Below are 14,253 nucleotides of genomic sequence, written 5' to 3' on the forward strand. Positions count from 1 at the left end.
GAACTTACGACATGAAGAAGTACGTGCTGGTCGGCGCTGGATCGAGAGCGCTGTATATGTTTGCTAAGCCGATGGTTACTGACTGGAGAGGCGTCCTTGCCTTTGAAGGCGTGTATGATGCCAATCCCATGCGGGCGCGCTTTCTGAGCGAGGAGTGCGGGGGAATACCCGTGTATGATGATTTTGACGAAATGATCGCCGCCGCGAAGCCGGATGTCGTAATCGTGGCGAGTACGGATTACACGCATCATACCTATATCGTGCAAGCCTTGAGGGCAGGCTGCGACGTCATTAGTGAGAAGCCGATGACGATTGACGAGGACAAGTGCCGAGAGATCCTGCAGGCGGAGTCGGAGAGCGGGAAGAAGGTGACGGTCACGTTCAACCTTCGGTTTGCGCCTTATTTTGCGACCGTGAAGGAACTGCTGCTGCAAGGAGTCATCGGAGATGTTTACCATATTGATCTGGAGTGGTTTCTGGACCGCCGGCATGGCGCGGACTATTTCCGCAGATGGCACGCCGAGATGAAGAACAGCGGCGGGCTGCTGGTTCACAAGTCCACGCATCACTTCGACATCGTAAACTGGTGGATGAACAGCCGTCCCGCGGAAGTTCATGCGTTCGGGACGAGACGGGTGTACGGGGACGACCGGCAGGATCACGGAGAACGGTGCCTGACTTGCCACCGGAAAGGCGAGTGCGAGTTCTATATGGATATCGAAAAGGATCCGTTTCTTGAAAAATACTATCGCCAGGCGGAAGAAGCCGACGGCTATTTGCGGGACCGGTGCCTGTTTGACGGCCGTATCGACATTTGTGACACGATGTCGGTCAATGTCCGGTATGACAATGATGCGATGCTGACCTATTCTCTCGTCGCCTATAGCCCGTATGAGGGTTGGCGCGCCGCGATCAACGGCAGCAAAGGCCGGATCGAGGTTTCGAATGTATACAGCAACGCGGATATGAAGCAAGGGGAAGCGAGCCGGATCCATATCTTCAGAGCCGATGGCACGGAAGAGCTGGTCGAGGTCAATACATCGGCCGCCGGTCATGGCGGCGGGGATGCGAAGCTGCGCAAGGCACTGTTCGAAGGCGGGATCGAGGATCCGCTAGGCCAACAAGCCGACAGCTCGGTAGGCGCGGAATCCCTTCTGATTGGCGCCACAGCCAATCGCTCCATTGCCGAAGGCCGGGCGATGAAGCTTCCGGACGTTTCGCCGACGTTTGTCAACGGGAGTTCATCGAGATGAACAGCGTTCAGGAACTGGAGCAGTATATCTGCACGTTATACGACACGCGGGATCAATTGAAGGCGCATGTGTTCGAGCGTTCCGATGCCGCATTTGCCGCCGGGGATGCCATTCGGGACGCCATCGTCACGGCCGAGGCGGCAAGAAAGCGGCAGGAGGACATAAGGGCGGCCTTCCTGGGATCCATCGGTGGTCTTCCCAATGCATTCGCGAACCCGGAAAGGGAGGAAGGGCCGGTTTTCGGGGAGGAAACATCGCCTGACAACTCTCCGCTTAAGGAGCATTCGCACTGGTTCGCCGGGAACGCCGGTAACATGTCAGGTGGTAGAACCGATTCCCTTCGTAACGGACGCACGACGGGAAGTATTCGCGGAACCGGCTTTCAAGTAGAGAAGGTCATGTTCGAGTCCCTTCCGGGGTATGATGTCACGTCGAATCTGTATCTGCCCGATCACCGGGAAGAACGCTCCGCGGCCGTCCTGTTTCTGAGCGGGCACGAGCTGGGGGCGAAGCATGATGCCTATTATCAGCGCGTCATCCAGCACTTCGTCCGGGCGGGCATCATCGTGCTGGCCATCGATCCGATCGGGCAGGGCGAGCGCCTTAGCCTTCATGATTTCGAGGATCGGGAAGGGGGCGTCATATGGGGAACGAAGGAGCATCAGCAGTACGGCGTCCAGTGCCATATGCTCGGCGACAGCGTAGCCCGATATTTCGTTCACGATGCCATGCGTGCCATCGACTACTTGTACGGACGGCCGGAGGTCGATCCGTCGCGGATCGGCGTAACGGGAAATTCCGGCGGCGGAACGCAGACGGCCATGCTGATGGTCTGCGATGAACGCATTGCGGCAGCGGCTCCGGCCACCTTCATCATGAACCGGCAGCTTTACATGCATGCCGGGGGCGTGCAGGACGCCGAGCAGGTATGGCCTGGCCTGTCCGGGCTGGGTTACGACCATGAGGATCTGCTCATCGCTTTTGCACCGAAGCCGTTGATCGTGCTGGCGGCGGAATACGATTTTTTCCCGATTGAAGGTACGAGGCGCACCGTTGATCGCTGCAGGCGCTTCTGGGAGCTGCTCGGTCACCCGGGTGACCTGCAGCTTGTGACCGATGCCTCGACGCACCGCTATACGGACCGGATGGCCGCGGCAGCGGCGGAATTCTTCGTCCGGCATCTTGAGGTGAAGGCTGCTCCCAACGATGCCATGAAGATAGAGGCGCTGCCTCCGGAACAACTGTGGTGCAGTCCCAGCGGTCAGGTGTATCGGGATAATGCTGATGCAAGGTCGATCCGGGATTTCAATGCCGATCGCTACGACCAACTGGCAGCAGCCCGTTCGCTGCTGCCGACGCAGCAAAGACAGGATCAAGCAAGGCAGTGGCTGCTGGAGAAAATCTGTGCCTTCCGCAAGCCTTGCGAATTGAACCCGCGCATTATTGGATTGGGCGCAGTGGAGGGCCTTGAGGCCGATTATCGCTTGTGGTGGTCGCAGGAAGGCATCATGAACAGCGGTTATGTATTCCGACTGGCCGGGGTTACAGCCGAACGAAGGAAGCCGCTGACCGTTGCGGTTTGGCGTGGTGGGACCCGCCACTTGAAGGATCACTGGGCCTGGATTCGGGAGACCTGCCGATCCGGCCGTGCGGTACTGGTGCTGAATACGTCCGGCGTCGGTCCCCATGAGCCTTATCCGATATACGGGAAACCAGCGCATTCCTACTTTGGCGTGCTGCATAAGCTTGCCGATGATTTGATCTGGCTCGGGGACAGTTTGGCTGCGCTGCGCACGCACGATGTCCTCCGGTGCATGGAGGTCATCTCGCATTTTGATGAGTGGCAGGCGGGAGCGATCCCGTTCTATACCGTGGGTCGGGAAGGGCTGTATGTGCAGCTTGCCGCGGAGGTTGACCGAAGAATCGGGAAGATTACGGCCGTTCATCCTGTGAGCAGCGCGGCTGATCTGGTCAGGGCACGGCAGCTTGAGGAGGAGGAAGCGATGAGCGTCGTGTTTCCCGGTATTTTCAAGGTGCTTGATCCCTCCGAGCTGAACCAATCGCGGGGAGAAAGTCGCAGGCGACTAGAGGGAAAGGAAGTGGAAGAACATGAGTAAACCAAAACCATTGACGGTCACGCTGGTCGGGGCCGGCCTTCGCGGCATGATCTACAGCGGTTATGCGATCCAGCGGCCGGAGGAAATGCAGATTGTTGCCGTTGCCGATCCGGATGAGGTGCGGCGCAGCCGCTGCCAAGCGAAGTTCGGGATAGCGGATGAGAAGTGCTTCACGAGCTGGGATGACCTGTTTGCCGGACCCCGTCAATCGGATGCGGTCTTCATCTGTACGAGGGACCGTGACCACTATGAGCCGACCATGAAGGCGCTGGCAGCCGGGTACCATGTGCTGCTGGAAAAACCGATGTCGCCGGAATGGCAGGAATGCATCGATATGGGCCGGCAGGCGGAAGCCTACGAACGCACCTTAACGATTTGCCATGTTCTCCGGTATGCGCCTTTTTTCCAAGAGCTTAAACGTCTGCTTGATGAGGGAAGGATCGGCCGCTTGATGTCGATCCATCACAATGAGAACGTCGGCTATTGGCACCAGGCCCACTCGTATGTGCGGGGATATTTCAATAACAGCGAGTCATCCAGCCCGATGATTTTGGCCAAATCCTGCCATGACCTTGACATTATGCAATGGCTGGCGGGGGGCCAATGCCTAAGCGTGGCCTCTTATGGACATCTGTCCCATTTTCGACCGGAATCGGCTCCGCCGGGCGCGCCGAAGCGCTGCCTGGATGGATGCCCGGTATCCCATGAATGCCAGTATTATGCGCCGAATACGTATTTGATCGAGAATGCGGGCTGGAAAGGCGAGGCCGCGAGCAACGACCCGAGTTACGAAGCGCGTTACCAAGCGATGCTGGAGGGCCCTTTTGGCCGGTGCGTCTACCACTGCGATAACGATGTCGTGGATCATCAGGTCGTCAGTATGGAATTCGAGCATGACATAACGGCGGTGTTCACGATGAGCGCGTTCACGGAGAAATGTAACCGTACCATCAAGCTAATGGGGACCGAGGGCGAGATTCGGGCCACAATGGAAACCAACGAGATCGAGATCCGCCGCTTCGGCAGCGGGAAGCAGGAAGTCATCCGACTCGTCGATCCCGAAGGTCATGTAGGCCATGGCGGCGGGGATATGCGTTTGATTGCGGATTTTGTGAAGTCGGTCCAATCTCAGGGACGGCATAACAGTTCAACCTCTGCCCAAGCGTCGATACAGAGTCATTTGATGGCCTTTGCCGCCGAGCGTTCCCGCGTAGAGAAGCGCATGGTGAGGCTGGAGGAGTTTCTGAATAGCAGCGTTCTCGTTTAAGGCTTGCCGTTCGATAACGCTGTACAACAAGGAGGAATTATCATTATGCAGTTGAACATCTTGGAACATGCGGATCAAGCAGGTTTGGAGGCGGCCCGCGCTTGCGAGGCCATTCTCCGCGAAACGATCGCGGACAAAGGAAAAGCGCGCATCGTCCTGTCGACGGGCGCGTCGCAATTCGAGTTTTTGTCGCACTTCGTGAAGCTGAATCTGGAATGGGAAAGAATCGAAATGTTCCATTTGGACGAATATATCGCGCTGCCGGAATCTCATCCTGCGAGCTTTCGTAAGTACTTGAGGGAGCGCTTCCTGAAATATGTGAGCGTCGGCCAAGCTTGGCTCATCAACGGGGAGGGCGATCCCGAGGAAACGGTGAAGCGGCTGAATGAGGAGATCGTCGAAGCGCCCGTGGATTTGGCCCTGATCGGAATCGGGGAGAATGCGCACATTGCCTTTAATGATCCGCCGGCTGATTTTGATAACGATTCGCCTTATACGATCGTGAATCTCAGCGATACATGCAAGAGCCAGCAGGTAAGGGAAGGCTGGTTTGCATCGAAGGAGGACGTGCCTAAACAGGCGATTACGATGACGGTCAAACAGATTTTGAAGAGCCGGCATATCGTATCGGTCGTGCCCCATCAGGCGAAAGCGGCAGCCATTCAGAATACGATTCAAGGCGTGGTGGATAACCGGGTGCCGGCTACCATCCTGAAGACGCATCCCAGCTGGATGCTATATCTGGATAAAGCATCGGCAGCGCCGATTTATCAATGGGCTTAGTTAGGGGGATGCCTATGATGTGGCGTGGAAAGCTCCCGCATACCGGTGAGCCGGTAGAGGTAGAAGCGTTAGACGGTCGGATTACGGCTATCCGGCGGTTGGGGCAAGACGAGAAGACGGCGGCGCTGCCCTGGATCAGCAGCGGCTGGATCGATGTGCAGGTTAACGGCTTCGGCGGATACGATTTGAATGGAACCGTGACGTCGCCGAGCGATATTGAAGGCGTTACGCGGGCGCTGCACCGCAGAGGGGTTGCCACATACTTGCCGACGGTTATCACGGGCAGCTATGACCGGATGCGTCAGGCATTTCGAGGATTGTACAAGTATGCCGAGTCCAAACAGCTCGGAAGCGCCTCGATTGCCGGCATTCATATGGAAGGCCCCTATCTATCCGGTGAAGATGGAAGTCGAGGGGCGCATCCGAGGGAGTATATCCGGAATCCGGATTGGGACGAGTTTCAGCGGCTGCAGGATGCGGCCGGCGGGCTTATCCGGATGGTGACCCTCGCGCCGGAGCGCGAAGGCTCGGTTCCTTTTATAGAGAAGCTGGTCCAGGCGGGCGTGGTCGTGGCGATCGGGCATACGATGGCTGCAGGGGAACAGATCGATCAAGCGGTGCGGGCGGGGGCGACGGTTTCGACGCACCTGGGAAACGGTTCGCAGCCCGTTATGCCGCGCCACCCCAATTATATCTGGCATCAGTTGGCGGACGACCGGTTATGGGCCACCTTTATACCGGACGGCCACCATCTGGCGCCCCCTGTGCTGAAAGCGATGCTGCGGGCGAAACGGGACAAAGCGGTGCTTGTCAGCGATGCCGTCATGTTCGGCGGCATGGCTCCCGGTCGCTACAGCAGCCTCATCGGAGGCGAAGTGGAGCTGACGGCAGACGGGCGCCTGCATACGGTAGCGAATCCGGCGATACTGGCCGGATCCGCTTCTTCGCTGGACGTTGGCATTGCGAATGCGATCCGCTATACGGATATGACGCTGGCGGAAGCGGTAAGCGCGGTCACGGACCGCCCGGCTATGGTATTGGATATGCCGCAGTTGGGCGGTCTTGCGATCGGGAACCCGGCGAACCTGACGCTGTTCGACTGCGGTGCGGACGGTTCGGGCATGTTGGTCAGGGAGACCGTTGTAGCGGGCGAGACGGTGTACGGTCCTGTTTGATGAAAGGTCAAGAGGAGCTTGGTTTTGCGCAAAACCAATATAAAAAAACCATCCTGATGCGAGCATTCATTGCGCCAGCTCGCACAGGGATGGTTTTTCTTTTTATGTTATTTTTCGATATGCTCCACAAACCAACGGACGATATGACTCAAGCGTTTAACCCGCAGATGAGGATGGCCGCTTCGGGACAAGTTATGATCCGCGCCAGGGAAGCGAATCAGCTGGGTTTCCCGGCCCAGTCGCTTCAACGCGATAAACAGCTGTTCTCCCTGCTCGATCGGGCAGCGGAGGTCCTGTTCGCCGTGAAGGATGAGCAGCGGTGTATTGACGTCCTTCACATAAGCGAGCGGGGAGTGCTTCCACAGCTTCTCGAGATCGTCCCAAGGATTGCCCCAGATTTGATCCTGTGTAAAGGTATAGCCGATATCGCTGACGCCGTAGAAGGAGATCCAGTTCGATATCGAGCGCTGGGTTACCGCAGCCTGGAACCGGTCGGTATGACCGACGATCCAGTTGGTCATGAAGCCGCCGTAGCTGCCGCCGGTTACGCCAAGACGGGAGGCATCGACATAGGTGTAGGTATCCAGAACATAATCTACCGCTTCCATCAGATCCTGGTAATCCCGACCGCCGTAATCACCTCTAACGGTATTGACGTGTACCTGACCGTACCCGTGGCCACCCCGAGGGTTGGTGTAGAATACCGCATAGCCGGCTGCAGCAAGCAGCTGGAACTCATGCATGAACGTATGTCCGTACATGGCTTGCGGACCGCCGTGAATTTCCAGCACGGCCGGGACTTTCGCGCCTTCCGTGAAGCCGGCTGGCTTCATGATCCACCCTTGGATCGGCCAGCCGTCCGACGTCCGGAACGTAAAGGACTCCGGCGTGCTTAACGTAAGCTCGTTCCACAGCTCCTCGTTGCAGTTTGTCAGACGTTTCTCCTCGTTCTTGGCGATAGAGAAGCTGAACAGATCGCCGGGCTGCAGCGGGTCGGCAGCGGCGAACACCACGTTCTCCTCCGATGTCAGAGCAAATTGGTACACCTCACGTTCACCCGATACCACCAGTTCGTAAGAAGAACCGTCCAGGGCAAAACGTCCAATATGGACGCCGCCATCCTGGCTGAGCTGGATGTATACGGATTGACCGTCCTTACTGAACAGAGGAGGCGTTCCGGCTCCGGCTCTCATGTCGCTGACCGCGGCGTGCCCCAGCTGAATATCCATGTCCGTGAAGAGGACGCGGGATGCTCCGCCCGAGAGCGGGACCAGGTGGATTTTGGTCAGCGTGGCAAAACCGCAGCTGAGATCGCTGGCAAGCATGAGCATATACTGCCCGTCCGGGGTGAATGCAATGGAGCCGATCGAGAGGGTTCCATCCGTCAATTCGGTTACGGATCCGCTGGCAAGGTCCATGACGAACACATCGCCGGTCAAACGAAGATCCGGATCCGGGAATTGCTCCGTGGCAAGGCTGCTGCTGTATGCGATGCGGGCACCGTCCGGTGACCAGGCGAAGGCATATACGTCAAAATCTCCTTCTGTAATTTGCTTGGACTCTTCCGTTGCCGGATTCACGAGGTATAGATGATGTCGGCGTTCATTCCACAATCCGGCGCCATCGGCTTTATATTTAATGCGATTAATGATCTTTTCCTCAGGCAGCTTGTTGTTACCGTCTTTGTCTGATTCTTGGCTTTCCGTAGGTTCTGCAGCTTCTACCTCGCTTCTAACGAGCAGGCGTGCGCTGTCCGGAGACCATCTGAAGGCGCTGACTCCGTGCTTCATGTCGGTAACCGGCCTTGCTTCCCCTCCGTTGGCAGGCATGATCCATACCTGCGGCTTATCGCCTTTTTTGCGCAAGAAGGCAAGCTCCGACCCGTCAGGGGACCAAGCGGGTGCTGTATCCGCCTCGCCGGATGTGAAAGGGACGTCCTGGTCTCCGTTTGGAGGAAGCAGACGGATATGGGAACGGTAACCGTCGAACTTTTCGCTGACGGATTTATGTACATAGGCTATGGCTCCACTAGCTGGGGAGACGACAGGGTCATTTACCCAATGCATCCGGTACAAATCCTCTGGCGTTATGAGTCGCTTATCAGTCATGAATCATCCTCCTAATCTTCTTGTGAGTTAAACCTCATTATCCCAGATAATGGCATGGAAATCTAGATAAAAAATGAGAGAGCAAATGTGAATGTTTCGTACCAAATGCTAGTAAAATAGAGGGTTAATTACAATATTTCTAGATTGTAATAGGAGGATTTAGAAGTGAAAACAGCTCATTAATTTTCAACTGGTCAATTTAGAAGCGATATGGTGTGCTTTTTGTTATAATTGAGACAGGCTCTCAATTAGGAGTATGCAAATTACACCAACTATATATAGCTCGGGAGGAAATGAGATATGAACGTAAGTGAAGCGATCCGCACGCGCCGCAGCCTTGGCAAGGTCAAGCCTGACGCCGTGCCGCAGGAATGGATTGAACAGATCATAGAAGCAGGAACCTGGGCGCCAAATCACAAGCTCACGGAGCCGTGGAAATTCTTTGTCATGCAAGGGGAGGGACGCGACGTGCTCGGCAACGCCCTTGGTGACATACAGGCGGCAGGCGGCGATGATACGAGTGAAGAGGCTGTAAATGCAGCGCGCGAGTCGGGACGTACGAAGGCATACCGGGCTCCGGTTGTCATCGGTGTGGCGGTTGAACCGTCCCCGGATCCCAAGGTGATCGAGCTTGAAGAGTACGGAGCGGTATTCGCCGGCATTCAGAATATGCTCCTGCAAATTCATGAGCTGGGTCTGGGTGCCGTGTGGAGAACGGGCGAGCCGTGTTTCCATACGCTGATGAATCAAGCGTTCGGATTGAAGCCTGAAGATAAGATGCTAGGTTTCCTGTACATCGGATATCCGGATATGGAACCTAAGCAGGGGAAACGTCAACCGGCAGCGAACAAAACGGTATGGCTGAATAGTGCTGCAGACCTGTAGTTGATCTACCCTCAGCCGCAAAAATCCGGTATAATGAACCCTAAGTTTGTTTAAAGGATGTTATGGCATCCGGGCGATTGACACTAGGGGAGTGTACATGGATGAAATTTCGGTTCAAGCAGTGGGATCTGGGGAGCAAGTTGATTTTTATAGCCACCTGTTTAGCGATGGCCTCTTTCTTTTTTAAATGGCTGGATATCGGCGTGGCTGCAGAGAATGGTTTTTTGCAGGGCGGCGTGTTTTTTATCGTATGTTTCATCTATCCATTTTTGAAAGTGGTTCGCGAGAAAAAGATGAATAAAATCATAGCATACGCCTTTGCGCTGGTCGCAATTTTTTTGACGATGATGTACGTGTCATCCAAGACCGTAGAATTCTTTGGCCAGACGATAAGAGGGGCGGCCGCGGGGCCGTATCTGTTCTTGGCGTCATGCGGACTGCTGAGCTTCGGTATTTTTAGACGCAAGTACTAGACTCGCGGCGCATTGCTTTTGCATATGGAGTGATAGGGATGAAGGGCTGAACCCGGAGGCGACATACCTCTGACAGGGACGGCCCTTTTTCTATTGGAGACGGATCACCACCGGGTGAGAAGGACAAAGCCGCTGATCGACACCGCGTACATGATTAACAGCACCACGGCGTACTTTTTGGCACGGATGTTCAGGTTGAAGGCGGCGGAGAGTCCGTTGTTGATGATATTACCGATGAATAGAATGAGGATGAGAGCGAGTGCGGTGATCGCAACGATGAGCGTAACGGTTTCCATGTGTTTGTGAATCCTCCTGTTTAAGCTGCTAATGGTGTATAAGATAGATTCCATTGTAACGGACGAAGTTTAAACCCCGGTTAAAAGTAGTTAAAAAATGAAAGCAACCTTGTTAAGTAGTCTAACGTTGAGCGGGATACTGGGATTTTGATATACTGGAGAAAGCGGCTTTACAACCGCTGCATTACATAAACAGGAGGGATTTCAGAATGGCCAATCAAACCGATGGACCTACTTTGAATGACGGCGTAAAAATGCCATGGCTGGGCCTTGGCGTATGGAAGACCAAAGAAGGCGAAGAGGTTATTCAGTCCGTAAAATCAGCAATCGCTGCAGGGTACCGCAGCATTGATACTGCTGCCATCTACGGCAATGAAGAGGGCGTAGGGCAAGCCATTCGCGAATCCGGAGTTTCGCGGGACGAGCTGTTCATCACCACCAAGGTGTGGAACGATGACCAGGGGTATGAGAAGACGCTGCAAGCGTTTGAGACGAGCCGCAAGAAGCTCGGGCTGGATATCGTTGATTTGTATCTCGTGCACTGGCCGGGAAAAGATAAATACCTCGACACGTGGAAAGCATTGATTTATCTGCAAAAAGAAGGACTCGTTCGTTCCATCGGCGTCAGCAACTTCCAGATTCGCCACCTGCAGCATATCATCGAGGAAACCGGTGTCGTACCGGTTGTCAACCAAGTCGAATTGCATCCGCTGCTCTCCCAGAAGGAGCTGCTGGGGTATGCACGTGAGAACCGTATCGTCCTGGAGGCGTGGAGTCCGTTGATGCAGGGCAATCTTGATCAACCGGTGCTCGCGCAAATCGCGGAGAAATACGGAAAAACCACGGCGCAAGTCATTCTGCGCTGGGATATTCAAAACGGTGTCATCGTCATTCCGAAATCGATTAAAGAGCATCGTATTCGCGAAAATGCAGGCATCTTCGATTTTGAGCTTTCGGCGGAGGATATGGCAGCTATTGACGGCTTGAACCAAAACAAACGTTTTGGCTCCAATCCGGATGAAGTCCTGTTCTAAATTTCGTTTCCCTATAAAAAGAGCGAGCACAGCCCGGAATGAGGGAAGTGCCCGCTCTTTTTTTACGCATTCAGAGATTTCATTATCAGGATGGAGGGCTCTTACCGTTATCTTTCTTCGGGTCCATCCTCCGGAAACAAAGGTTCACCAATCGTACCGAGCTTTCCCTGTACTAGATCTTCGTGCAATCTTTTCAGCCAGTTCAGGTCGGTCTTGGCATGTTCATACATCCCGATCATCAGATGCTGGGCGCTGCGGGGTACGATATGTTGGTGTTCCACGTATAATTGATATGCCTGGTTCACCCGATGCTCTGCCTCCCGGATACGGGACTGCAGGATCGGGGCCAGAACGGCCGGGTCCGCGTGTCGCGAGAACGGCAGCGCAATATAGAGCGGGTGGTGCACGGGCTCGATGTCCCTGAATTTTTTGAGCAGCAGCTGCTCAAAAAGCTTTCGTCCGGCATCCGTGATCCGGTAGATGGTTTTGTCCGGGCGGCTATCGCTCTGTATGGTTTCCACTGCTTCAATATATCCGTCCTCGGCAAGCCGGTCTACCGCGTAATAGAGAGAGCCCATCTGGAGCTTCGTATACTGATCCATGCCGCGATCCTTCATCTTGATCCGGATCTCGTACGGATGATGGTCTCCTTCCAGCAGCAAGCCCAGGATGGCCAGCTTCATTGACATGCCATTAGGCTCCCTTGGCCTTGGCAGGAACGGTCACCCGTTCGTTGCCCATCATGAGCACGAACACCAGAGCCAGCACCGCCGGCACAAGCGCCCACAAGAACGTATTCGCAATGGAATCCGCCAAGGAAGCCGTGATCTGTTCACGCACGTTCGGCGGGAGCTGCCCCATCACTTCTGGTGAAAGGACGGCATCCGCATTTAACTCGGCACCGGCCGGCGCGTTTCCTCCGGCTTCCGCGAGCCGGTTGTTCAGGCCGTTGCGCTGGATGATCCCGAAGATCGTAATCCCCACCGTCATGCCGAAGGAGCGAAGGAAGGAGTTCGTCGATGTTGCCGCGCCGCGCTGTCTGGCATCAAAGTTATGGATGGAGGCCATGCTGAGCGTGGAGAACGAGAACCCGACGCCAAAGCCGGTCAGGACCATGAAGAGCGTTAACAGGTAGCGCGGCGTATCCGGGCTGATCGTGCTCAGGCAGAAAATGCCAGTGATAAAGCACAAGACGGACAGAATCATGATGTTTCTAAACGAAGTCCGGGTCGTCAGCATACCGCCGCCTTGGCTGCCGAATACGCTGCCGAGCATCATCGGCATCAGAATGAGGCCCGAATTGGTTGCCGATCCACCGTACACTCCGCTCACAAAAATCGGAATGTAGATGGTTGCCACGATAAAGGTTGCTCCATAGAACAATGCAACGATATTGCTCGAAGCAAACAGGCGTTTACGGAACATTTGGAACGAAATAATAGGTTCGGCTGCTCGGGTCTCTGCGAATAGAAACACGATAAACAAAGCAATGAATCCCCCGAACAAGCCCAGAATTTGCGGTGAATCCCATGGATAGGTTTGCCCGCCCAGCTCCAGACCGAACATCAGGCAGATGATCGCGCCTACAAGCGTTGCAGCCCCCGTCCAGTCAATCTTTTGCTTGGCATGGGAACGGGACTCCTTGTAGGAAGTCATGATGAAGATAAAGGATACGATCCCGATCGGAACATTGACATAGAATATCCATTCCCAGCCGATGCTGTCGGTAATAAAAGCACCCAGCAGCGGTCCCATAATGCTGGAGGTACCGAATACGGCACCGAGCAATCCCGTCATTTTACCGCGCTTCTCCGGCGGGAAGAGGTCAAAGACGATGGTAAACGCAATCGGCATAAGAGCACCGCCGCCGATTCCTTGAATCGCCCGGTAAATAATAAGCTCTGTCATGTTGTTTGCCATCCCGCAGAGGGCGGAACCAATCAGGAAGACAACCAGCCCGAATATAAAGAACCGCTTCCGTCCGTACATATCGGACAGCTTGCCGAAGATCGGCGTGCCGGCCATAACGGCAACCATGTAGATCGAGGTTACCCAGACGACTTGGTCGAAGCCCTGGAGATCGCGGATAATCGTCGATAACGCGGTCGCTACAATCGTGTTATCGATGGCGGCCATGAAAATGCCGAGCAGCAGACCAGCCACAACCAATTTGATGTTGCTTTGTTGTGCATTCATGTTAAGGATACTCCTTTTCCATATTCAACTATGTACATATTATTCAAATTTGAATAATTCGGTGGTTATATTGTAGCCGGATTAACAGATGTTGGCAAGATGTTTAATGACACAGCCTTTCTCTACATTCTGGACAAGAAAAAACAAGGCCAACCCAAAGCTTACGGGATGACCTTGCGATCATAAAGAGTCAGCTGCCGGAAAGCCTTCGCGCCAAACGCGCTGCTAGCTGTGCCAATTAAGGCTCTAACTGTTCATCTGCGGCGATTTGGGATCCAACTGCATGAATTCGATCCGGTTGCCGTCCGGATCCCTTGCCCAGCACTGCCAGTTGAAGTCTTTTCCTTGGACCGGCGGGACATCCAGCTTCACACCCTGATTGCGGAGATGCTCGGCGATACGCTCGATATGTTCCACCTCGAGGCAGAGATGGGAGAATCCGATGGGCCGCTCCACTTGCTCCGGTTTCTTTTGCCCACCGTAAAACAATTCGATAAACTGTCCTTCACGCACCTTAATGTATTCGATCCAGGGCTCGCCCTGATCGTTAGGAATATCAAAAGCACGGGTGAATCCAAGAATATCACAGTAAAAATGCAGAGACTTCTCCATATCGGCGACATCGAACGCTAGATGGGCGATACCTTTAATCATGACGGCATTCCT

General features: G+C 54.7%; 13 protein-coding genes. 8 read left to right on the forward strand and 5 right to left on the reverse strand.

The annotated features are described in order from the left end of the window. The first annotated feature begins 11 nt into the window (after positions 1-11). From PAEVO_RS23540 to PAEVO_RS23560, 5 genes are read left to right on the forward strand one after another with little or no spacing between them, the layout of a single operon-like run. Positions 12-1,253: a Gfo/Idh/MocA family protein gene (locus PAEVO_RS23540; protein ID WP_100539944.1), complete on the forward strand. Its 1,242-nt coding sequence runs from the start codon at positions 12-14 to the stop codon at positions 1,251-1,253. After that, positions 1,250-3,370 (forward strand): alpha/beta hydrolase family protein, encoded by a 2,121-nt coding sequence (locus PAEVO_RS23545; protein WP_100539945.1) that lies wholly within the window; start codon positions 1,250-1,252, stop codon positions 3,368-3,370. The genes PAEVO_RS23540 and PAEVO_RS23545 overlap by 4 nt, the downstream gene beginning before the upstream one ends. After that, complete coding sequence (locus PAEVO_RS23550) at positions 3,363-4,637, forward strand: Gfo/Idh/MocA family protein (protein ID WP_100539946.1); 1,275 nt, start codon at positions 3,363-3,365, stop codon at positions 4,635-4,637. Before PAEVO_RS23545 ends, PAEVO_RS23550 begins: the two co-directional genes overlap by 8 nt. A 45-nt stretch (positions 4,638-4,682) precedes the next feature. Beyond that, positions 4,683-5,420: a glucosamine-6-phosphate deaminase gene (locus tag PAEVO_RS23555; RefSeq protein WP_100539947.1), complete on the forward strand. Its 738-nt coding sequence runs from the start codon at positions 4,683-4,685 to the stop codon at positions 5,418-5,420. A 14-nt stretch (positions 5,421-5,434) separates the two neighbouring features. Next, a complete protein-coding gene (locus PAEVO_RS23560) occupies positions 5,435-6,595 on the forward strand; it encodes an N-acetylglucosamine-6-phosphate deacetylase (protein ID WP_100539948.1) in 1,161 nt (386 codons plus the stop codon). Between the two features lie 107 nt (positions 6,596-6,702). Here PAEVO_RS23560 and PAEVO_RS23565 read toward each other — a convergent pair whose 3' ends face one another. Continuing rightward, on the reverse strand, positions 6,703-8,703 hold the full coding sequence (locus PAEVO_RS23565) for an alpha/beta hydrolase family protein (RefSeq protein WP_100539949.1): 2,001 nt from the start codon (positions 8,701-8,703) through the stop codon (positions 6,703-6,705). A 300-nt stretch (positions 8,704-9,003) separates the two neighbouring features. Here PAEVO_RS23565 and PAEVO_RS23570 point away from each other — a divergent pair, with 300 nt between their 5' ends. Further along, positions 9,004-9,588: a nitroreductase family protein gene (locus PAEVO_RS23570; RefSeq protein WP_100539950.1), complete on the forward strand. Its 585-nt coding sequence runs from the start codon at positions 9,004-9,006 to the stop codon at positions 9,586-9,588. 101 nt (positions 9,589-9,689) lie between these two features. Beyond that, a complete protein-coding gene (locus PAEVO_RS23575) occupies positions 9,690-10,061 on the forward strand; it encodes a hypothetical protein (RefSeq protein WP_100539951.1) in 372 nt (123 codons plus the stop codon). A 104-nt stretch (positions 10,062-10,165) separates the two neighbouring features. Here PAEVO_RS23575 and PAEVO_RS23580 read toward each other — a convergent pair whose 3' ends face one another. After that, positions 10,166-10,357: a hypothetical protein gene (locus PAEVO_RS23580; protein ID WP_100539952.1), complete on the reverse strand. Its 192-nt coding sequence runs from the start codon at positions 10,355-10,357 to the stop codon at positions 10,166-10,168. Between the two features lie 209 nt (positions 10,358-10,566). Between PAEVO_RS23580 and PAEVO_RS23585 the strand changes: the two genes are divergently transcribed. After that, on the forward strand, positions 10,567-11,391 hold the full coding sequence (locus tag PAEVO_RS23585; protein WP_100539953.1) for an aldo/keto reductase: 825 nt from the start codon (positions 10,567-10,569) through the stop codon (positions 11,389-11,391). Between the two features lie 107 nt (positions 11,392-11,498). Here the strand turns inward: PAEVO_RS23585 and PAEVO_RS23590 are convergent, their stop codons facing one another. From PAEVO_RS23590 to PAEVO_RS23600, 3 genes are all read right to left on the reverse strand, one after another. After that, positions 11,499-12,080: a PadR family transcriptional regulator gene (locus tag PAEVO_RS23590; RefSeq protein ID WP_100539954.1), complete on the reverse strand. Its 582-nt coding sequence runs from the start codon at positions 12,078-12,080 to the stop codon at positions 11,499-11,501. Positions 12,081-12,084: 4 nt separating this feature from the next. Next, a complete protein-coding gene (locus PAEVO_RS23595; RefSeq protein WP_100539955.1) occupies positions 12,085-13,587 on the reverse strand; it encodes an MDR family MFS transporter in 1,503 nt (500 codons plus the stop codon). A gap of 246 nt (positions 13,588-13,833) precedes the next feature. Continuing rightward, the gene (locus PAEVO_RS23600; protein ID WP_100539956.1) at positions 13,834-14,241 is read right to left on the reverse strand and encodes a VOC family protein; all 408 of its coding nucleotides are present in this window, start codon (positions 14,239-14,241) and stop codon (positions 13,834-13,836) included. Positions 14,242-14,253 lie beyond the last annotated feature (12 nt).

Source organism: Paenibacillus sp. GM2FR (assembly GCF_002803325.1).
In the GTDB taxonomy this organism is placed as follows: Bacteria; Bacillota; Bacilli; order Paenibacillales; family Paenibacillaceae; genus Paenibacillus_AQ; species Paenibacillus_AQ lautus.

Coding starts and splice junctions, on each gene's coding strand:
- PAEVO_RS23590 (WP_100539954.1), bottom strand. CDS start 12,080: ATGTCAATGAAGCTGGCCATCCTGGGCTTGCTGCTGGAAGGAGACCAT.
- PAEVO_RS23580 (WP_100539952.1), bottom strand. CDS start 10,357: ATGGAAACCGTTACGCTCATCGTTGCGATCACCGCACTCGCTCTCATC.
- PAEVO_RS23550 (WP_100539946.1), top strand. CDS start 3,363: ATGAGTAAACCAAAACCATTGACGGTCACGCTGGTCGGGGCCGGCCTT.
- PAEVO_RS23585 (WP_100539953.1), top strand. CDS start 10,567: ATGGCCAATCAAACCGATGGACCTACTTTGAATGACGGCGTAAAAATG.
- PAEVO_RS23575 (WP_100539951.1), top strand. CDS start 9,690: ATGAAATTTCGGTTCAAGCAGTGGGATCTGGGGAGCAAGTTGATTTTT.
- PAEVO_RS23555 (WP_100539947.1), top strand. CDS start 4,683: ATGCAGTTGAACATCTTGGAACATGCGGATCAAGCAGGTTTGGAGGCG.
- PAEVO_RS23545 (WP_100539945.1), top strand. CDS start 1,250: ATGAACAGCGTTCAGGAACTGGAGCAGTATATCTGCACGTTATACGAC.
- PAEVO_RS23560 (WP_100539948.1), top strand. CDS start 5,435: ATGATGTGGCGTGGAAAGCTCCCGCATACCGGTGAGCCGGTAGAGGTA.
- PAEVO_RS23565 (WP_100539949.1), bottom strand. CDS start 8,703: ATGACTGATAAGCGACTCATAACGCCAGAGGATTTGTACCGGATGCAT.
- PAEVO_RS23595 (WP_100539955.1), bottom strand. CDS start 13,587: ATGAATGCACAACAAAGCAACATCAAATTGGTTGTGGCTGGTCTGCTG.
- PAEVO_RS23600 (WP_100539956.1), bottom strand. CDS start 14,241: ATGATTAAAGGTATCGCCCATCTAGCGTTCGATGTCGCCGATATGGAG.
- PAEVO_RS23540 (WP_100539944.1), top strand. CDS start 12: ATGAAGAAGTACGTGCTGGTCGGCGCTGGATCGAGAGCGCTGTATATG.
- PAEVO_RS23570 (WP_100539950.1), top strand. CDS start 9,004: ATGAACGTAAGTGAAGCGATCCGCACGCGCCGCAGCCTTGGCAAGGTC.